This window comes from Paenibacillus sp. FSL M7-0420, assembly GCF_038002345.1.
GTDB lineage: Bacteria > Bacillota > Bacilli > Paenibacillales > Paenibacillaceae > Paenibacillus_AQ.
On record NZ_JBBOCJ010000001.1, the window covers coordinates 2,442,292 to 2,462,728 of the forward strand.

Consider the following 20,437-nt stretch of genomic DNA (forward strand, 5'->3'; position numbering starts at 1 on the left):
TTTTAGCGGACAAGGTCGCATTCTATGTGCTGCGCAGATGAAATAATCCGTACGTAACGGCAGAAACTGCAATCTGCGGCTCGTATTGCCATGAGGTCTCCTGGCGGCGGCGGTTGTACTGCTCCTGGATAGCCAGGCGCTTTTCCTCATCCTGCTCCTTTAGCAACTCCTCGTAATAGATATCCACGATGCTAAGCTCCAGCTCCAGCCGCTCACGCGCTTCTTCCGCCCAGGTGTAATCCAGCAGCGCCAGCTTCGAGGTCAGATATCCCTCCAGCCGGTCGGCCCCGTCCGTAATCCCCAGCTCGAACGGCTGGACATGAATGTTCTCCGGCAGCCGGGGCGTCAGCTCCTTGCCGGCCAGCCGGGCCTCGAAGTCCGGGACAATCAGCCCGGAGGTTAACGACACCGCGATGAAATGCAGCTCCTCCCGCTTCAGGTCACAGGTCATCTCGACCTTGTAGCAGACTGCCAGCCATGGCTCGTAGGCGGCCGAGAACAGCGTAGTCCGCTGCCTGAGGCCAGGGTCCTCGAACAGCTGGAGGCACCGGCCTTCGTCACGCGCCGCAGACCAGATCTGCCGCAGGCGCTTGCTGCCGTAGGTCACATCCTCGCGGCGGATCATCCCCGGCCCAAGGCGCGGCAGTGCCGGAACGATGCCGAAGTACCGCGCAAGGATGCTGTCCTCCGGCGCAGCCGAGACCCCGGGCGGCAGCACTGCGCCCGGCACTTCAGTCTGCGCTCCGCCCGTCGCCGCGCCAAGCTCCGCCCCTGCTTCGGCATCCGCCGCCCCGGGCAGACCCGGCGGCGCTCCCGCCCCTGCCGGGCGGCTGGCCCCGCCGCGCGGGCGGGCCGCAGGTGCAGCGGCCTGCGCGGCCAGTTCATCGTACTTCTGCGGGTCGAAGACGAAGCTGAAGGAGAGGGTCTCGGGATCTACGCCGGTGCGCTCCACGAAGCCCCAATAATAAGGGCGGTCCGTCAGCATCCGGTCCGCGCGCGGGGAGAGCTTCACCGTCACATGCAGCGGAGAGGATTCAAGAATGGTGCATTCGGTCGCTTCGAGATAATCCATGACCTGCTTGCGCACCTCAATAGGGGTCAACATCAGTTAGGCACCCCGCTATCATCCAGCTTGGTGTGGGTCAGCTCGCTGAGCGAATCGCCGATCGTATCCAGCCCGGTGCGCAGCTCCTCGTCGCTGCCCGCTTCGAGAACGATTTTGTACAGGCTTTTCTCAAGCGAGCCCTTCTGCTCGAAGCGCTCCAGAATGACATCCAGCCCGCCGATGACCATCTCGAACATGTTGATTTTCTCATGCAGCAGGTGGAGGATATGCTCTTCAATGGTCCCTTCGGTGGAGAGGTTATAGATGACCACATCATTCTCCTGACCGAGCCGGTGGACCCGGCCGATCCGCTGCTCGACCCGCATAGGATTCCAGGGCAGATCGAAATTGATCATATGGTGGCAGAACTGCAGGTTGATCCCCTCGCCACCGGCTTCGGTGGCAATCATCACCTGGGCGCGTCCGCGGAAGAGGTCCATCATCCAGTCCTTTTTGCCGCGGTTCATTCCGCCCGAGTACGTCACACATTGCAGTCCATGCTCACGGAAATACTGGAGCAGATACTCCTGCGTGGCGCGGTACTCTGTGAAGACGATCACCTTCTCGTTCATTTCACGGATTAACTCCATCGTCTTCTCCGCCTTGGTATTCGTCTTGACCGTACGGATCGTTTGGAGCAGCCCCATCATCCGCTCGCGCTTCGGCGAATCGGCCGGCAGCTTCTTGATCAGATTCACCAGCGTTACGAACACCGCATCCCGGCTGCTGCACACCTCACGTTGAAGCGTGACCAGGGAGAGCATACTGCTGAGATTGCCGCCCGCCTCCTGATACTGTTCTTTGACAAAAGCGGTCACGCCGTCATACAGCGCCTTCTCCTCTGCGGAGAGAGTGAGGGGGATATTGCGCACCTTGCGCTTGGTGAAATTCACCGGGCCTTCGCCCCGGCGGTTGCGGATCATAACCTTGGACAACTCGCCCCGAAGCTGGACCTCGTTCTTGGGCTGGCGCTTATCCACCACGAAATTGGTAGCAAAATCGCCCTGATTCCCCAGCTGGCCCGGCTTCAGCAGGGTGATCAGATTGAACAGCTCGCCGAGATCATTCTGCACGGGGGTGGCGGTGAGCAGCAGGCAGTACTTTTTGCGGAGCTGCTGTACGAAGAGGTAATTGGTCGATTTCTTGTTCTTCAGCTTATGGGCTTCGTCAATAATCAGCATGTCGTATTCCTGGCTCAGCAGCATTTCCTTATGCGGGTCACGCTTGGCCGTATCCATCGAGGCGACGACAATGTCATTGCCCCAGGAATAGGCTTTCTTTTGCGCTACGGCAGAGATTCCGAACTTGGTATTCAGCTCCCGCACCCATTGCAGGACAAGCGAGGCCGGCACTAGAATCAGAACCTTTCTCACCAGCCCGCGCACCAGATACTCCTTCAGCACCAGCCCGGCTTCGATGGTCTTGCCAAGTCCGACTTCATCGGCCAGAATCGCCCGTCCAGACATCTCGAACAGCACCTTGTGCGCCGTATCCAGCTGATGGGGAAGCGGAGACAGCCCGGACAGATGCTTCATACACTGCAGCTCATCGAAGCTGGTAACCAGGCCCGACTGCTCTCCCTGCACGGCAAGGCGGGATAAGCGCCAGTCGCCCCAAGGCCCCCCTTTATCCAGTCTAGATTCCAGATCATGCAGCCAGTTGCGCTCAAAAGATAGAGGAACAGGCAGCAGCGGCGCAGAAGTTACCTTCTCTTGGGGCAAGGAATTGCGGAATAATTGCGTCATGTTGCAGCCTCCTCCGTCGCAGTTTTCATATCGAAATGCGTAGCAGTAGTATGCTCGTTTCAGAGAGATTTCATAACCAGAGGGGGATGGAATTCACAGAGGAACGCTGTAATCCGCCTTGAAAGCTTTCAGTTCCGGTGCCTGCAAAAAAGCGAGAAAGAGGGAGGAAATGAGCCTTTCTTTTCCTAATTTTCCGTTATTCCTGCCTGGGGCTGCTTTTTCAAAAAAGACCGCTATCCACAACATGTGGTATAGTTTAAAAGTTAACGCACACCATATATTGTTACAAAAGCATGAAATTTAGCTGGTATGCGGATTTTTTCGGCTGTTTGTTATTGACAAGAGGAGCTTCCGCAGGACAAGCAGGCTGTGGCTGCCCAGCCGCCGGAAGCATGACCTATTAATCCCCGGGAGGTTTTGCTATTGAGTACAGTGGAACACAACAAGCGTCTAGAGGGTCTGAGCGAGAAAATATTCCTGGACCGGTATGCCTGGAAGGACGCAGACAGCAATAATGCCAAGGTTGGCGATGTAGTACTTGTCCTGACCAAGGACGATCCGAAGTTCCCGACCAAGGAGGTTGGCGAGATTGTAGAGCGTACAGGCCGGATGGTAACGGTAAAAACCCGCAGCGGCGAGCTGGTGCAGTCGGATGTGGAGAAGCTGACGCTGAACATCGAGAAGACGCCGGAGGAGATGTGGGACCGTCTCGCGGGAGCGATGGCCTCTGTAGAGAAGACTCCTGAGCTTCAGGAGGAGTGGACAGGCAAATTCCGCTCGATTCTGGATGACTGGAAGCTGGTGCCGGGCGGCCGGATTGCGGCGGGTGCCGGAGCGAGCGAGGAGCTTACACTGTTCAACTGCTATGTTATTCCATCGCCAAAAGACAGCCGGGGCGGCATCATGGAGACACTCTCCGAGATGACCGAGATTATGGCCCGCGGCGGCGGGGTTGGGATCAATCTGTCTTCGCTGCGCCCGCGCCGCGCTATCGTCAGAGGGGTGAACGGTTCCTCCAGCGGCTCCGTGTCCTGGGGCGGCCTGTTCAGCTATACAACCGGACTGATTGAACAAGGCGGCAGCCGCCGCGGCGCGCTGATGCTGATGATCAACGACTGGCACCCGGATGTGCTGGACTTCATTACCGTGAAGCAGACCATGGGGCAGGTGACGAACGCCAACCTGTCGGTATGCGTGAGTAATAGCTTCATGAAGGCGGTCAAGGAGGATCTGGACTGGGAGCTGGTCTTCCCGGATACCACCGACCCGGATTACGACACCCTCTGGGACGGCGATCTCGATAAATGGAAGGCAGATAACCGCCACGTCATTCCTTACCGTACCGTCAGAGCACGCGATATCTGGCATACGATTATCGAATCAGCATGGAAGTCCGCAGAGCCGGGCGTTGTTTTCATGGAATATTATAATCAGATGTCGAATAGCTGGTATTTCAATCCGATTATTTGTACGAATCCGTGCTTCCACCCGGACACCCGGATTGCAACCGAATACGGTCTCTTAACCATTGAAGAGTTATATAAGAAGGTCGGAACGGAATCCTTCCTGGTGGGAACCGATTTGAGACTCGTGGAGCAGGCCAAAGTGGTTGGCGGAAGAAGCTATGAAGTCCCAGGTCTACAGATGAGACGGGCTACAGTGTTCCCAACCGGCACCAGAGAAACCTTGAAGATCTCGCTGCAAAATGGGGTGGAGCTGTCCGTAACGCCTGAACACCGCTTATTTACTGACTCTGGCTGGAAAGAGGCCCGGAACCTGAGTGCTGAAGATAGTGTATATTTGCAGTCTGGTGAGGGCGGGTTCGCGGCTGAGGATGAACTTGGTGAGGATTGGGTCATTGAACAACTTGAGGAACTCGAAGTCAAGGCAGTTAGAGCCGCCGACAAAGAGGTTCCGGCTGCGGTGTATACCGCTTCACGCCAGACTGTTGTAGCATTCCTGCAAGGATTATTCTCCGCAGACGGAACAGTATATGACCGAGATGAGATGCATCCTACTGTCCGCTTGACCTCAGCTTCAAAGAAACTTCTTCAAGGCGTTCAGTTGCTGCTGCTTAATTTCGGAATTAACAGCTCCATCTATAACGACAAACACAGCGGATTCTATGAGCTGATCTTAAGCGGCAACAACATTCTTGAATTCAAGAATAAGATCGGTTTTAAGCTGATCTCCAGAAAACAAGAGGCGCTGGAGCTCATTGCCAGACCTTCCCGCAAAAATGAAAAGTTTATCTCCAAGGTCGTTAGTGTCAAAGCAGGCGAGGTTGTGACGGTATACGATATTACCGAGCCTGTAACGCACTCACTGATCGCTGGTGGTGTTGTTGCCCATAACTGTGGAGAACAGGGCCTGCCCGGCTGGGGCGTGTGCAACCTGTCCGCCGTCAATCTCTCCAAGTTCTACGATGAAGAGAAGCATGATGTGGACTGGGCAGATCTGGCGAGAACAACCCGGTATTCTGTGCGTTTCCTTGACAATGTTATCGACAAGACACCGTATCATTTCCCGGAAAATGAAGCCAACCAGAAGCTCGAACGCCGCGTAGGCCTCGGCACTATGGGACTGGCTGAGCTGATGATCAAGCTGAACATCCGCTACGGCAGCCCGGAATCGCTGGAGTTCCTGGACAAGCTCTACGGCTTCATGGCCCGCGAGGCCTATCTGGCTTCTGCGGAGATTGCAGGCGAGAAGGGGGCGTTCCAGGCCTTCGACACGGATAAATATTTGCAGAGCGGCTTCATGCGGAATATTACCGAGGTCTACCCTGAGGTCGGCGAATCCATCCGCAAGCACGGAATGCGTAACGTAACTGTGATTACCCAGGCCCCTACCGGCAGCACGGGAACTATGGTCGGCACCTCCACAGGAATCGAACCGTATTTCGCTTTCAAATATTTCCGCCAGAGCCGTCTCGGCTATGACGAGCAATTCGTACCTATTGCCCAGGAATGGCTGGAAGCCCATCCGGGAGAGGAACTGCCGGACTACTTCGTCACCTCGATGGACCTGTCCGCTAAGGATCATATCCGCGCTCAGGCCGCGATCCAGCGCTGGGTGGACAGCTCGATCTCGAAGACAGCGAACTGCCCGTCCGACTTCACAGTGGAAGAGACCGCCGAGCTGTACGAAATGGCCTTCGATCTGGGCTGCAAAGGCGTAACGATCTACCGTGACGGCAGCCGTGATGTGCAGGTACTGGAGACCAAGAAGAAGGAAGATAAGAAGGATGCTGCGGCAGAAGTTGAAGTTAAGGAAACCGAGGAGAAAGAAAATGCATCAGCAGCTCCGGCAACTGTAGCAGTAGCTCCCGGCCCGCAGGCAGCAGCAAGCGGAGTAGATAAGCAATACAAGAAGCGCCCGCAAGTGCTGCGCGGCGCGACCTATAAGATCAACACGCCGTTCGGTATGGCGTATATCACGATTAACGATCTAGACGGCATACCTGCTGAGATCTTCCTGAATGTCGGCAAGGCCGGCTCTGACGTCTTTGCCATGGCCGAAGCCCTCGGCCGCGTCTGCTCGCTGTTCCTGCGCTACGGTGACCACGGCGAGAAGGTCGGCCTGCTGATCAAGCATCTCAAGGGCATCGGCGGCTCCGGCGCCATCGGCTTTGGTGCGAACCGCGTTGAGTCCATCGCCGACGCGGTGGCGAAGGCCCTGGAGACCCATGTGCTGAATAACGCCCATGACGATCATATTCCTGCGCCAATCGCAGCAACACTGGAGCTTGATTTCAACGAGGCGCTGAACGCCGAGCTGAAATCCACGGTTCCTGCGGCGGCTACCAACGATAGCCACGGCGGTCATGACGCACATAGCCACGCCACCGCTTCGCGGGATCTTTGCCCTTCCTGCGGCAGCGCCTCGCTGATTAATATTGAGGGCTGTAAGACTTGCGGGAATTGTGGGTATAGCCGGTGCGGGTGAGGGTGGACTTGAGTTCCATAATTAATTAGAAGTGTGATGTGCCACTAAAAACGGGATATCGCCACAAAAAACGGGACGGAATGCCACCAAAAACGAGATATCCACAGGGGAAACCCTTAAATATGTAAACAAATGTTAAAATTAAGTCCTATTTTAGCCTAAAATCGGCTATTTCAGACCAATCTTAAGCAAAACATCATTCTTGCGCAGTTTTTACACATGCAATTCTATTCTTAAGAAATCCGTATTTTCCTTATGCAATAACAAACATTGTGAGGAGGAATTTCAATGCGTGATCGTAATAAGGATGGGCAATATCGTCAGAAGCGTGCAGATACAAAGGTTGGGAATATTGAAGCTAAGTATGGGGTTGATTTTGGGGTCCGAAGTGATATGGAGCTTGGGACCTTAAGAAAACGTCTTGGCGACAAATCTCTAACTCAAATTCTTAAAGATCAAAACAAGTAACAGCATAGGGGGAGCGACTGTTGGCTCCCCCTTCTTTAATAAAAAAGACAGCAAGAAACGCATAGGTTTTCATAACAACCAACGAGGGAGGTCATAATGTATGCCGTCAGATAATAAATCAACTAAACTGCTCCACGTTCAAAATGGAGCAATTCGCAAACTGTTATATACCCATGTAACTGATGAAGACTTAAAAAATCGATACCGCGCAGTGATCGGAAGAGAAACAAAGAAGGATATTAAAGAAGCGCTCCAACGTGTTGAAAAAGCTAAACTGATTGAAATTATTAATAAGAGTCCTGAAATCACTGAAGAACACATTGAATTATGTTTTGAAGAAAATCGTTATAGTAATAGGCCTAACTTTCGTCTTTTTCATCTCCAGTCCTTAGACCCGCAAACCACTTCAGCATCATTTATACAAGCCCACAAAGAAGATAAAGCCATCAAGAAATTAAACCAACGCCTTAGAGATGTCCCCTATTCGAATGACAATGTAACCTCATTATTTGCTGTTGATCAGACACTTATTGATTCTCAAACCTTGGAGATTGCGTTCAAATATAACGAAAAATATAATTTCATTGATCCTGAGACTGAACAGAATGAATTCATTTACGAGTTAAAGTACGGATTTATGTGGATCAATTTTGACCAACGGTATGTAAATATTAATCTTCCCAGTGATCTGTTAGTTGGGACCCTTTCTAGTGTGGCTGAAGAAGCTTTTGCATGCTTATTAATCCCCGTGAATATTACAAAGTCTGTTGTTGAACGTGTATTTCCTAAAGACTCCATGAAAAGAACGACTTTCAGTACCACTTCCTCTGATGCTTCGGGAAAAATTAAAAAAATTACGTTAGCAGATAAGGAATTAGGAAATAAAATAAGTCAAAATCCAGAGTACGAGGGATATGACTCGCCAAGTTCTGTTTACCAAGAGGCCATTGATGAGGATGGAGAGTTGTTTTCTACCTTGGGAGTAAACTGTGAAAAGGGAAAAATTTATTTGACGCGACAATTGAAGGCGACGGATATGAGACGATGGGGGCTGTGGCGAATTGGCCAGATCATGAACCACATGAATACCATCCATGCTAATGGTGACATTGAAGAAAAATTTGATTCATTTGGTATAGCTGATGACAGTGAAGTGAAAACATTCGCATATGGTCATGACGAAAAGAAAACCATTGTGGAATTGATGAAAGCTATAGTTATCTGCGAAAAGAAAGGTATCGAAAGCTATAAGTTACTGAATGAAAAACCAGAAAAACTAGTAGCAGCACTAAAGAAACATATGAACTTACGGTTTAGACCATATTGTGAGGGCTGCCAGGAACATGCGGATCTGGTATGCCCATCCTGCGGTAAATTTGAGATTATGGTATTGAGCAGAAAGGGACAAGTCACAACCGTAAAGTGTGGATTCTGCTCAGAAAACTTAGAACTGAATCAACTAACATGCCTGATGAGCCATAAAGTAAGGGTTAACTCCTGGTATGACGGTGTGTTGATGTATCCTAATAAAGCACTGACATCTTTGATGCAGCGTATGATTAAAAAATACTTCCCTGAGGTTGATTTCATGGCTGAAGAGGAGCAGTTCCATCTCTCTAATAACGTTGTACACTATTCTGCTAATAAAGCCTCCAGAGTCATGTACCGCGTGGAGGATATCCCTGAGTTTGAAAAAGTATGGGGGCGTAGAATTTCAAAACAGCGTAGAGAAGAATTACAAGAAGTTATGGAGCTCCTGAAGGAAAAGTGCTCAAAGCAAAGCTCAGATGGTTGTAAGGCTTGTCAAAAAGAACATAGCGTTCGCTGTGTGATGAAACCTTTTGTTACCTTTACAAATCATCAGCTACATCCCCATCATGGTCAAGAATATGGTGATATTAGCTTCAACATGAAGATGTTAAATATGGACGATGCAGTTTTTGTAGGCATTGCTAAGAGTTATGAGAAGAAAGAAATTACAAGTGCAAGTGATAAAGGGCGGGAGATGCTTGAGCAGTTTTATGGCAAGTGTACAGATACAATGACACATGTTATTGGCATTGTGGTTGCGGGTGAGCTTGAACAAGGATTTACTGCTAAGCTACAGGATTTAGCTAGAAGGTATAATAAAAAAGTTGTTATGTGGAATTATAATGAACTGTTAATGGCAGTTGATTATGCCATTCACAAATATGGACTAAGTATTGAAAATATTATAGTTGATTTGAAAGCAGACGGATCGAAACGAAGAGGTCGTCCAAGGAACGCTAGTTAATGCAATTTCAATAAAAGCAATCTTATCTGAATTTTATTGGTCAGATAAGATTGCTCAAATCACTACTATTTATTTTCAATTTCTAAAGCGATTTGAAGTAAAATAAATGAAATAGATAACATCGGAACTGCTATTTTTTTCATTTCCGTTTTGGGTTACATAATTGTAAATGTCAAGGTTTGAGGAAAATATATCAATTAGGAAAAGAATGGCTAAAATTGAAGTTAAATAACCTAATATTAGCCAAAGTAAATATAATAACTTCTTGCTTATAATTTATTGGATTTCGTTAATCTAAATGCCATTCTGCTCAAAGTAAAAAACAAGGCTACAAATGAAAGGCTTGAAACGATTGTGGGATCTTCAGAAACAAAAACAGCGACTAATAATGCGAGTGCAATAGCAACTAAGATAATTATTTTTGCCCACTGGGGCTGATTCATCAAAGAAGAAACGGCGTCTAAGACTTTACTGCCTAAGTCTGGGGCGCCTATTTCCATTAAACTAATGTTTACCGTTAGCGCAACCTTGAACATACTTTGTTACTTTCCTCCAACATGAAACACACCAATTATAGTTTCACCATCTACGTCATAAAGTGGAATATCGCGACCACCTGGTGATCTACTGTTCTGTATCGCATTGGCTTCTCCGGGCGTTTTGGGTTGTTCACCGTCCAAGTCTTTTTTCATCACATATCCCTCAATGCCATCCTCACATATAGCACTGATTAATTCAGGTCCCGTTTCTGGGGAGGTAGCATATGCGTCAGAACCGTATGTCTGTCCATTTTCATTTAGAGAATAGGTTTTCGGACTAACGCTACTTTGAGTAGTTGCACTTTTTGCATATACATTCTGGTATGCTACTGCACCACTCACTCCGACAGAAACGAAAACCACAGCATCAATCAAATTTCAAGCCTCTAGAGTAGCTCATTTTCTTTGTTCACTCCCTAAAAGCTTCTCGCTCAAAATTCACTACATTTTACCACATAACCTTAAAACGTAAATACTAATGAGTTTGTTGCGTTTAACTGCCCGTTAGGCTTAATGATCGCAGCCGTTCATAACTTATCTTATGTATTGAAAAAACAGACTCTCTCATCGAGGTCTGTTGGGATGGGTAAATTGGACAGGATTGTTCCGACTCCCATCAAAAAAGGAACTTCCCAAGTCCAAATACTAACATATATTTACAAAAGTTGTACCTAGTGTCAGTTACGCTGGTACTGGGCCAAAACGCGGATCTAAGCATGGAGAATCGTCACTTTAATTGTCGCCCCACTCTAAGAGTTGCCACCCTTTCCAATGGTACGACTTATTCTTCCGTTTGCCCTGCAAGGAGTATTTGATCTTTCTTATACCGTCCGAGGCTTGAGTGACTGTACCATCAAGCAAATGTTCGTGCTCACGCAGCCAGTGCTTAAGATTGCTGCAACGATAGGTCTTGCCGTCTGGAGACACGATAACCCACTCCTTGGCATGCATGTGGGTCTCAACCCTTTCGAGGGGCGAATGAACACCTACAACATAAGTAGCTACCTCTTTTATCAAGGAAGAATCAATCTTTGAATTTTCTAACAAATAGGCTATGTTAAGCCTTGGATTGTAGATGCCTAATTTTTTTATATTTTGGAACTCCAAATGAATTGAGCGAAGACCCAAAATATAGTAGACTAACAATTGCAAAGTATGCGTACTTGTTGGAGAATTCTTAGACACCTTTAAATCCCACAAAGTATCTTCTGTCAGATAATCCCCGTCGCCGCACGTAATCGTCGGTGTATAAGCTAATTCAAAAGTGAAACCTTCCTTAATAATTGGTCCTGAATGTTCCCAGAAAGAAAGGCTCCTATTCACCATTGTACGAATGTTAGACACAGTATTTTCATCTGGATTAATGTCTTCTACTGGCTTATACCTGAATGTGCCCACTCTAGCGCACACGTCATAACCTACGAGTTTACAGGTATAAATTATGGATTGATCATCCAAGCCCTTTATGTGCTTTATGAATTCTTTTGCTTTATTTTCTTGTTTCATGTATTGAGAACCAATCAGCGAAATCTTAAATGCCTCTTCCGCAGAGGTTCCAGTCATGAAGCGAATCAGATAATCTACCGCTATCCCGACTAAACTAGCATATATATTCTCCTCTGAGTACAACTCGATCCCGTCATCGAAAACTGTTTTAGTAAAATCGTTTGGGCTTAAAAAGCCTCCATAAGGCTGTTTGAATTTCTCTACTCTTTGTGTGACGGATGCCATGAGACTCACTCCTTAGTACATTTTAAGCTACCCCTTATTATTGTAAGATAACATTTACACATATTGTAAGTGTCAGCCCGTTAACTCAATTCTGTTTCATCATTTTTATAGTGTAAACCAAGTGCAGTGTTATTCATTATATAGAGGGCGGAACGTGTTATGATGCACTATTTAAAGTTAGAGGTCGATCCTTAGCGACAAGCCCCTGCTGATATGCAGGGGCTTGTCTACTGTCAAACTAAAATCCTAATTTTTTGTAAACCACTTCGGCAAGGGCAGCTTGGGACATTTCATGAAACGTTGAAAATTTCGTCGTAGAACGAACATAACTCTCTAAGTCCTCCTGGGGAAGGGCCGCAAAGTCTTCTTTTGATTTAACGCCAACGCCATCTAGAAAATCAGAGATATTTTCAGACGGGGTGTGTTTTCGAATAAAGGAATCTGGGAAGAGCTCATCAAAGGACATTTGTTTTTGAGCACCAAGTTCCTGAGCGCCTTTACTTATTCGATTCAATCTGTTGTTCAATTCTTTAAAGCCAGTTACTTTTACCATCAAGATCACACCTTTACAAGGATTTTTGTATGATAAACCTTATGTGTAGAAACTATGGTTATTTTCGGAAAGAAGAGTATGAATATATGATTAAGAACCACTTTTTGAGATGGGGGATATGTGATTCGGGAGGTGATTAACTTGACAGTAAATGGTCAAAAAAATAATTAATTTCCGTTTACCTGGAGTTAAAAATTCTCCTTCAGATGTACCCGCATCTGAAGGAGGAGAAATTTAGGTTATGATGCTTACTTTATTCTCTTGATTAATTTATCAACTTGCTTGTTCACTTCACGTGAAATTTCGCGTTCAAACTTTTTTAGATCATTTTTGGTTTGTGACTTTGAACCGCCGACTCTAATTTTGAATGTTTTACTCATAGATTCCTCCTTGATTTGGTATTTAATATTATTTGGATTGCGAGAGGACGCTGGCAGCTAAAGACTTGGTCAATTTACTTGTTTGTTTGCTTTGCAGAGCTTTCGAAGCAACAGTAGACATCTTGGAACTAGAAGTTTTTTGAGAACTAGATTTAGCCATAATACAGACCTCCTTTTCTATATATTGTGCTTTCGAAATAAGATTAACCCAATATATTGTGTTTGTAAACATATTTTTCTATTAACAGGTTATCCACAGGATATTAGCGGAAAGTACACATGTTCCCATGGATTTATCACCAAAAAGGAACAGATTGAATGTGGGAATATCAAATGTTATGGCGAACGTATGATCTGTTTTTGGAAGATGAAGATGGGTATTCTTAACTCTCTCCATGAAGTATCATGGATGAAAATGCTTTGCTAACGGAGAAGAAGAAGGGCATACGAAAATAGTGGACTATAAGAAGTGGAGTGTACGATATGAACAGATGATTCACCACAAAAGCTGCTAGCTACAAAGTGTAAAGTTAGTGGGTGCCCCTGTAGAAAACTGGTTGGAGTCGAATTCAAATGTTTAAATTGTTTTTCATTACAACACATTGGATGAAAACCCTGTTAGGAGATAACTCTAAGTAAGGTGTAGCAATCGGTGTATGGGCTTAACAGAGTTGATTGAGACGTTCAATGACTAATAAGAAAAATATATTGATAAGCAATGGCCGCTCTGCTTCATAAAATGGGTAGTTTGAGAATGGTGAATTGTTGAAACCCAAATTATACAAACCATTTCAAATTCGGGTGAATACAAAGAGAGCCGCCTTCAGCGACTCCCCCATATTTCACTTCCAAAGTATACTGTACCGAAGAATCCAGAAACAATTAATAGTACCGATAAAATACTCACCACATTGCGTATGAATCCATTTTCAATCCTTCGAATAAGGAGAAAACAAATAAGGCCGATTACTGCAACTGCAACCCCACCTAAAATGATTGGTCCTGTGGTTTTCCATAAATCTATGTTCCCAAATAAATTGATCTTCATTGAATCCCTCCTGGTGCCTATGTTCGACAAAAAGGGGGTTTATTCCTGCTATAAGGTTTTATGATTTGAACATGAGGCAACCACCACATTGAAGATATAATCCCTGTTGCTGTAACTAATAATTGACCTGTTAACCCAAAGTTTGTTTCAATTCCGAAAACACAACGAAAAATTAAAGTTAATTATGCTTAAGCTCACTTAAATCGCGTTTTTTCATCATTGTAATTGCTTGTAACAAGCCCCCAGTAATTTTCCCACCAGCGAGTCGGTTGCATATGAATTTAGGAGAAAAATGATTTAAAAAGTGATCTTCCTTACGGTATGTCTCGTTTACGGTGTATGCAAAAATTCTTGTCGTATCCAGAGCACGAAAACTATCAATGGAAAGGATCGAGGAATTAACATTACCCATTGGAAAAAGAAGCCGATCAAAAGATTTGGTCTTCGTCCAGTGTTGTTTAATACGTTTTTTAATATCATCTGTGGTACCAATATATAACTGGCAGTATTCATCGAGCACCATCAAATAATAACCCGATTTTTGGTCATACAAGTTGAGATCAAACACTTCGATAAACGAGTTATTTGTGCTAAGAAAATTTCTTATTTCGTTATTAAATTCATCGCGGCTTAATAAAGAGAAATATTCCATATTCAAATCGTAATTTTTCAGACTTTCCTCTAGCTGTTTCGTACACCATTCATCTGAATAAAGCTTTCCTTCCTCATCAGCATAAATATCTGCGGAAGAATGACCCAATGAATTTTTGTTGTTAACCACTGCGTACTTCTCTCGGGTTAGCTTTAATCCTCGTTTTCCTTCAAGTACCTTTAAAGCAAAATGATAAGGCATAAATCCTCCTATTTCTACTAATAATTCGAGGCCTGTACTTGTCCATTCTTGTTCCAAACAAGCCTGATCATGTTAAATTTTTATTAAAGGTAGATTTAATTTTATGGATAGCTCTTCAGCTGTAGTTACTGAAAAATCACTGGTTTTTTCAGTTTCTAGTAGAAAGACAGCAATTGGATTTGTATCAGCGTTATTAAATAGTACGATTTCATTATATGTATCACTTTCTATAACGTCCTCCATACTACCTTTTTGATTCTTTATTGAATTCATTTCAATTTCTTCAATATGCATGGTTTTGCACGCATCATAATCATTGTACTGAAAATATTTATTTGGTCCTAGCGGTGTAGAAGTAAGCGAAAAAAATTCAGCTTCGATGTATGAGGAAGTGAAAGGAAGGTGATTTGCATAGCAATCAGAGTTACTAATGAGCATTACATTCTCTACAGAAGGCTGATAAACAAATCCAAATTTCGATTTTTGATAGGTCCCTTGAAATTCGTCAGTAATTAAACTTGTAGAAATAATAGGATAGCTCTTAGCATTTTTAAGAGCATTTTCAGCATTAGTGCGTATTGCATGTACCAAAAATTTAAACTTATGCCCTCGTTGATACACATTAGGGTTAGTTAGTTGATTCTCCCATACCCTCAATGTAATTTTTGCTAGTGGGTTTTCAACATAATATTGGAAATCAACGTATGCATTATATCGGCTAATTAATATATCGTCATCCAAATCTAACTGTCTAATTAACCTCCTATTGGTATCGTACGTGGAAGACAAACCTTCCTTTATAGAGGATAATATATCCAATCTACCTTTTTTGAAATCAGCAAACTGCTCTTTTTTTATTTGAAGATATTCGTTAATTTTTTTTATTGATTCCAAATCATCATTAGTGAAGTTCTTGAATGTACCATCTAAAATTAAATTCATATTGCGTTCTGTCTGTTCTAATCTTCTTTCCAAACGTTGATCATCAAATTTGATTGAATTTATAATATTAGCTAAAGTTTCATAACATTCAGAATCAAAATTATTTGAACATGCTATTTTGTCAAACTTTCTGCGTCTCGCGTACAATAAACTATGAATTATTGTCCGCTGAAACATATTATCATCATACATTTTCTTACCGCCCTTAATAAAAATTTGGAAAGTTAACCGCAGATTAAAAGCTGATAATACAATCAATTTATTAAAGAAACATTCCAAATTCGCCTATGATTGCTCAACGAATCTCTGTTTACTTCATCAGATTGATAGTGGATTTTGAGTATTTTCTAACGAGGTATCAAGAACAATCCCTCTCGGTGAAAACAGTTATACTTTAAATTGTGATTTCAAAAAGTTATGCCAGTCATTATGTAAGTCCATTTTTATATCATAATTATATGTGATCATATTGATCTATTCCTTGTACACTAGTATCTTAATTATCAATTTATTAGAAAACTCCAGGATAATAATAACATACCTTTTGAAGTGAAAAGGAAGTAATTTGCCTTGTTATTCTCGTGTGGGTCCCAATTCGGATATTTATTATAGAAAATCATGATGGATTTATTTAATGCATAGCATAATAATTTCATGAATACCCTACATTAAAGTGTGATTTAATAAGCGAAAGTTGAGAGGAGCTCAGAATAACATGACTGATGAAGAACATTTAAAGAAAATGCTTGTTGAAGATGATAAACTTTCATTTTTTTATTTTCATGGTAAGGGAATATTGATTGATAATTCTCCAATTTCTGTATTGTGGGGAGTGAGTGTAGATATTTCAGGTAACAAGAAATTTGCAGCTATGACAGATGGAATTTATCATGTGGAGTATAAATCTGGAGCTCTCATGAGAAAAATGGAACTTAAAGGAGAATCGAGTACAGGGGAATGGAAAATTAGATCTTCTGATATTGTTATTAAGTCACAAGAAGATTCTACAGAATTGAATAGAACTATTCTCAAATGTACATTTAGTCAATTATTTATGGAAAAAGATTATGATCATATTGATTCTTTAAAGGCCTATGTCACAAACTTCGATTTTATGGGGCTGGAAGTAAGTACATATGGTTTTAAAAAAAAACGAGATAAGTTTTCTTTAAACCTAGAGAAAAAAACATGTCAATTCAAGTATGTTGAAAATTATAGCAAAATAAAACAATTCTTAAAATCAGAAAAAATTTCATCTGGTATATTATCTACGGTATCAATTTATTCTGAGACTCAAGAAACCTTTGAGACACTTTCTAAAGAACTTACTGATTTAACATTATTCTTGAGTTCGCTGACACTCAATACAAACTATGCACATTTGACTGAATACTACTCAAGTGATTCTCTAGTGAAAATTGAAGTTTCTAATTCAATAATTTCTAAAATTCACAACAATGTAATCATTGATAATCATCATATAACAGCAGGACTCTTAAAAGCATTTGAAAAATCATATCAAAAATTTAAAGATATTAAAGCTGTTTTGGATTTGAACAGATATATTCATCTAATGACTGAGCTTCAAAATCAAAAATTTATCGAATTAAAAATGGCGAACTTAATTTTAGTATTTGAAAACCTTTTATCCAAATATTTGGTTTTACAAGGTATGGAGATAAATGAAGTTGAAGACTTAAACATACAGCAAAAACTCGGAAGGGTTAATAAGGAACTTAAGTTCATACCTAAGAATTTATTAGGAGATGAATTTAGAGCTGGAGTTAGAAATCCATTATTCCATACAGGTAGTATCCCTTTTAAATCGATAGAGGAGAAAATTGAGATATTCAATGAATATTATGATTTGCTAATTAGGATATATTTGAAGATAATTAGCGTAGAAGGATGTTATATTTCAAGAAAAAATTATTTACCTGAATTAATCTAAAAGGATGTGAGGGATGCGGCTACAATTGTAGTCGCATTTTTAGTTTGATCATTGTCATAATTGTTATAGTGTGCCGTTTTTAAAAGCTCATCGTTCTATAATACTATTTCAAGCAACTGAACATAAAAGTGTTCTCATGAAGCATCAGAGTGACATGATAAATTTATGTATATTAATTATTAAATATATTCTTAAAGTTATACTTGTAGTAATACTTGAAGTTATTCTTGAAGTTTTTCTTGATGGGTGTTATCATAAAATCAACAAATACAGGAGGCGATAATATGACAGAACAACAGCAGAAGATTAATGTCATTCGGCAATTGCTTCAGGACAAAGAAACAGAAAAAGAAGAATTAAAAAAACAAAGTGATCTTATAATGATGCAGATAAAGCAGGTCGACAATGCAATAGAGGCATTCGAACTTGAGCTTGCGAAATTAACGGGTAAAGCAATTCCAATTAAAGAAGTTCCACTTAAAGGGGCCGAGATTGGAGTAGCAGCGCTTGAAGCTCTTCGCATTATGGGTGGAGAGGCGCATTATACGGAGGTCAAAGCTGAGATTGAAAAGACGCATTCAATCAGTGGCATCGACGACAAAAGTAAGGGGGATTCGGTTTGGAACCAACTTAACAAGAATTCTTTTGTTGAAAAGTTAGGACGAGGGTTGTTTCGAATTAAAGAGAGGCCTGAAAGCTAGAATAGAATAAATAATGTGTATAGTTTTTCTTTAACAAAGAAGATTAAAATTCGTGGGATGAGGTACGGTGGGATCTCCATGTATAGTTAATCAGTATTAGAATAATATTAATGATTTTTGCCTTTCTACGTTTGTTTAATTTGAAGATTTCGATCCCACCAATAACCATCGCATGTTTTTAATGTCGGCGGCTATTATCAATACAATTGAAATGATATAATTAGAAAAACTTTTGTTTATTTGGAGGATTTATCAAGTGGATGAATATTATTTATTCTTAGACGAGAGTGTGACTCATAACGGGGCTTTCCTTGATCAAGTTTTTTGTGTTGCGGGTGTTGTACTAAAGAAAGAGGACTATGAAAATAGTCTAATTCCGTTAATGAATGATTTGAAGAATAGTATATGGAGTGACTTACCTAATCCTACTGATTTGGTTTTGCACGAAAAAGAAGTGAGAGAGGCACAATTTAATCGAAAACCGAGAGCAGATATTAAACCTCATTTTAGAAGGTTTCGAAATTCTCAATCATTGACCCCACTATTTAGTGGATTGAAGAATATTCTTGATACGGTCCCATGTCATGTTCTTGGGGCTGCAATTCATTTTAATACTCTGAACAGCTACTTTAATTGTGATATACAAACGACAAGCTATTTAACTGCAATGCAGATTGTACTTGAAAACTATTGTCAATTTTTGAAAACTAAAAATGGTGTAGGGCATGTATTTGTTGAATCTAGAGAGGCTCAAGACACTGAAGTGAGGATGCATTTCCATCATATTAAAGCCATGGGAAGCCTCTTTGTCAGTCCTCATGCGATGCAAAAATTATTAAGAGATATTTCCTTTCCACCGAAAACAGAAAATAATGTTGGGCTACAAGTTGCCGATTTTATTCCTAATCCATTCGCTAGAAATACTTTGGGAATAAAGCAAAATAAGCATAATTTATATCAAAATTTGAGGGGATTAAGGTATGATGGAAGTATCGGGAAATTTGATCGTTTCGGGATTAAGGTCATGCCTTAGTTAAATCCAAGATTTAAGCTGATTTTTGAATTACTTTATTGACATACTACCTTTTTGGACTTATAATAACTTCAAAAGGGATTGGGGAACTTTGCTTAAGGCACATGATTAATTTCATGGAGATTATAACTTACGGCTTTCTTTGAGAAAAGTGAGTTTTTAATCCGAAGTTCACACGCAAACTCTTTTTATTTTTTTGTTTTTGTTTGTATAATTCTCTTCATGTTTACATATTACTATACAAAGGATTGGGGAGCGTTGCTTAATTGCACATGATTAATTTCATGCTGTCGCTCACATGCAATCCTTGTTAACGGTCCCCGTAAGGGGACCGTTTCTTTATGCTCATTTTCGTGAGGTGGAAAAGGAAAGTTAGGCATTGATCCTTCCTGGTATTCGTAACAAAATTCGATATTTGTTAAGTTAAACGAACTTTATTGTGCTGAGGCGGCTGGTACGGCTATTTCGAACGTGGCGCGTAGCTTTGCCAGGTCCACAACGAGTTTTTTGATGTGACGGATTGTCTCGAAATCATCTTCTTCGATTTCGAGCACTTCTATTCCGTTAACTTCCGCGCGAATATTATCCTCTGCGTCCTTTAATATTTTGAGGATTCTTGGACTAAGCGTGTCGGAAGGCTCATTGCCAAACGCTGCAATTCGGTACATGCCTCTACCGACTTTCTCCATTTTTCCGCCGTGATTAAGGGCTTGTATGGAACCTGCAAAAACTCCATCTGTGATTGTGATCTTGGAATCAACATGTTTTCTCATTTCAGCCCAGGCATATGCTTTCGACGGATCGCTGCTTAAAAGTTCGAGGATCAGAGCCTTAGTTTGTCCGCTTGGAGTTTTTGTTTTCAATTAAATTCCTCCGTTATAATTTGGCGTAAACCTTGTTCTTATTAAGAGAATACAGCATTGATTGGTTTTTGTCAATAAGTTTCATAAACTTTGCGTATTATATATTTATTTGTTTACTTCCGTAGATGAATGCAAGTTTTGTTCCTCTTCTTTTCCTACAATAACTTATGCAGCATGCTTTTATATCAATTACGCTGATTGTAGACTCTATAAAGAGTAACCTGAATTTTAATGTTTCTTTTAATTCCTCTACATTTTCCACATTTGGAGATATTGAACTACCTATATGGTTATCCTCAATT

At 42.6% G+C, this 20,437-nt stretch carries 18 protein-coding genes; 6 read left to right on the plus strand and 12 right to left on the minus strand.

The window, feature by feature from the left end; genetic code table 11:
- Positions 1 to 22 precede the first annotated feature (22 nt).
- On the minus strand, positions 23 to 1,105 hold the full coding sequence (locus tag MKX51_RS10280; RefSeq protein WP_445321997.1) for a YqhG family protein: 1,083 nt from the start codon (positions 1,103 to 1,105) through the stop codon (positions 23 to 25).
- Positions 1,105 to 2,850, minus strand: coding sequence for a DEAD/DEAH box helicase (locus MKX51_RS10285; RefSeq protein ID WP_340992264.1), 1,746 nt, complete (start codon positions 2,848 to 2,850; stop codon positions 1,105 to 1,107). Before MKX51_RS10285 ends, MKX51_RS10280 begins: the two co-directional genes overlap by 1 nt.
- Before the next feature lie 423 nt (positions 2,851 to 3,273).
- On the opposite strand from MKX51_RS10285, the gene MKX51_RS10290 reads away from it, so the two are divergent.
- From MKX51_RS10290 to MKX51_RS10300, 3 genes are all read left to right on the plus strand, one after another.
- On the plus strand, positions 3,274 to 6,798 hold the full coding sequence (locus MKX51_RS10290) for an LAGLIDADG family homing endonuclease (protein WP_340992265.1): 3,525 nt from the start codon (positions 3,274 to 3,276) through the stop codon (positions 6,796 to 6,798).
- A 288-nt stretch (positions 6,799 to 7,086) separates the two neighbouring features.
- Positions 7,087 to 7,266 (plus strand): hypothetical protein, encoded by a 180-nt coding sequence (locus MKX51_RS10295; RefSeq protein ID WP_094869427.1) that lies wholly within the window; start codon positions 7,087 to 7,089, stop codon positions 7,264 to 7,266.
- 100 nt (positions 7,267 to 7,366) lie between these two features.
- Positions 7,367 to 9,541 carry a hypothetical protein gene (locus MKX51_RS10300; RefSeq protein ID WP_340992266.1) on the plus strand — a complete coding sequence of 725 codons (2,175 nt, stop codon included), beginning with the start codon at positions 7,367 to 7,369 and terminating at the stop codon, positions 9,539 to 9,541.
- Positions 9,542 to 9,810: 269 nt separating this feature from the next.
- On the opposite strand, the gene MKX51_RS10305 is transcribed toward MKX51_RS10300, so the two are convergent.
- The 9 genes from MKX51_RS10305 to MKX51_RS10345 all read right to left on the minus strand — a co-directional run bounded on the left by MKX51_RS10305 (position 9,811) and on the right by MKX51_RS10345 (position 15,779).
- Complete coding sequence (locus MKX51_RS10305; RefSeq protein ID WP_340992267.1) at positions 9,811 to 10,077, minus strand: hypothetical protein; 267 nt, start codon at positions 10,075 to 10,077, stop codon at positions 9,811 to 9,813.
- Between the two features lie 6 nt (positions 10,078 to 10,083).
- Positions 10,084 to 10,455 (minus strand): hypothetical protein, encoded by a 372-nt coding sequence (locus tag MKX51_RS10310; protein ID WP_209990856.1) that lies wholly within the window; start codon positions 10,453 to 10,455, stop codon positions 10,084 to 10,086.
- Between the two features lie 357 nt (positions 10,456 to 10,812).
- Positions 10,813 to 11,811: a hypothetical protein gene (locus MKX51_RS10315; RefSeq protein WP_340992268.1), complete on the minus strand. Its 999-nt coding sequence runs from the start codon at positions 11,809 to 11,811 to the stop codon at positions 10,813 to 10,815.
- A gap of 238 nt (positions 11,812 to 12,049) precedes the next feature.
- Positions 12,050 to 12,364: a hypothetical protein gene (locus tag MKX51_RS10320; protein ID WP_209990854.1), complete on the minus strand. Its 315-nt coding sequence runs from the start codon at positions 12,362 to 12,364 to the stop codon at positions 12,050 to 12,052.
- A gap of 248 nt (positions 12,365 to 12,612) precedes the next feature.
- The gene (locus tag MKX51_RS10325) at positions 12,613 to 12,744 is read right to left on the minus strand and encodes a hypothetical protein (RefSeq protein WP_340992269.1); all 132 of its coding nucleotides are present in this window, start codon (positions 12,742 to 12,744) and stop codon (positions 12,613 to 12,615) included.
- Between the two features lie 28 nt (positions 12,745 to 12,772).
- The gene (locus MKX51_RS10330) at positions 12,773 to 12,904 is read right to left on the minus strand and encodes a hypothetical protein (protein WP_340755098.1); all 132 of its coding nucleotides are present in this window, start codon (positions 12,902 to 12,904) and stop codon (positions 12,773 to 12,775) included.
- Positions 12,905 to 13,567: 663 nt separating this feature from the next.
- Complete coding sequence (locus tag MKX51_RS10335) at positions 13,568 to 13,792, minus strand: hypothetical protein (RefSeq protein ID WP_209990852.1); 225 nt, start codon at positions 13,790 to 13,792, stop codon at positions 13,568 to 13,570.
- A 178-nt stretch (positions 13,793 to 13,970) separates the two neighbouring features.
- Entirely contained in the window at positions 13,971 to 14,702 is a 732-nt protein-coding gene (locus MKX51_RS10340) for a hypothetical protein (protein ID WP_340992270.1), read from the minus strand.
- Between the two features lie 15 nt (positions 14,703 to 14,717).
- Positions 14,718 to 15,779 (minus strand): hypothetical protein, encoded by a 1,062-nt coding sequence (locus MKX51_RS10345; RefSeq protein WP_340992271.1) that lies wholly within the window; start codon positions 15,777 to 15,779, stop codon positions 14,718 to 14,720.
- A 523-nt stretch (positions 15,780 to 16,302) separates the two neighbouring features.
- Here MKX51_RS10345 and MKX51_RS10350 point away from each other — a divergent pair.
- The 3 genes from MKX51_RS10350 to MKX51_RS10360 all read left to right on the plus strand — a co-directional run bounded on the left by MKX51_RS10350 (position 16,303) and on the right by MKX51_RS10360 (position 19,272).
- Positions 16,303 to 17,538 (plus strand): hypothetical protein, encoded by a 1,236-nt coding sequence (locus tag MKX51_RS10350; protein ID WP_340992272.1) that lies wholly within the window; start codon positions 16,303 to 16,305, stop codon positions 17,536 to 17,538.
- A 284-nt stretch (positions 17,539 to 17,822) separates the two neighbouring features.
- Entirely contained in the window at positions 17,823 to 18,239 is a 417-nt protein-coding gene (locus tag MKX51_RS10355; RefSeq protein WP_209992495.1) for a hypothetical protein, read from the plus strand.
- Between the two features lie 256 nt (positions 18,240 to 18,495).
- Positions 18,496 to 19,272 (plus strand): DUF3800 domain-containing protein, encoded by a 777-nt coding sequence (locus MKX51_RS10360; protein ID WP_209992494.1) that lies wholly within the window; start codon positions 18,496 to 18,498, stop codon positions 19,270 to 19,272.
- A 434-nt stretch (positions 19,273 to 19,706) separates the two neighbouring features.
- Here MKX51_RS10360 and MKX51_RS10365 read toward each other — a convergent pair whose 3' ends face one another.
- The gene (locus tag MKX51_RS10365; protein ID WP_209992493.1) at positions 19,707 to 20,135 is read right to left on the minus strand and encodes a hypothetical protein; all 429 of its coding nucleotides are present in this window, start codon (positions 20,133 to 20,135) and stop codon (positions 19,707 to 19,709) included.
- Between the last annotated feature and the right edge of the window lie 302 nt (positions 20,136 to 20,437).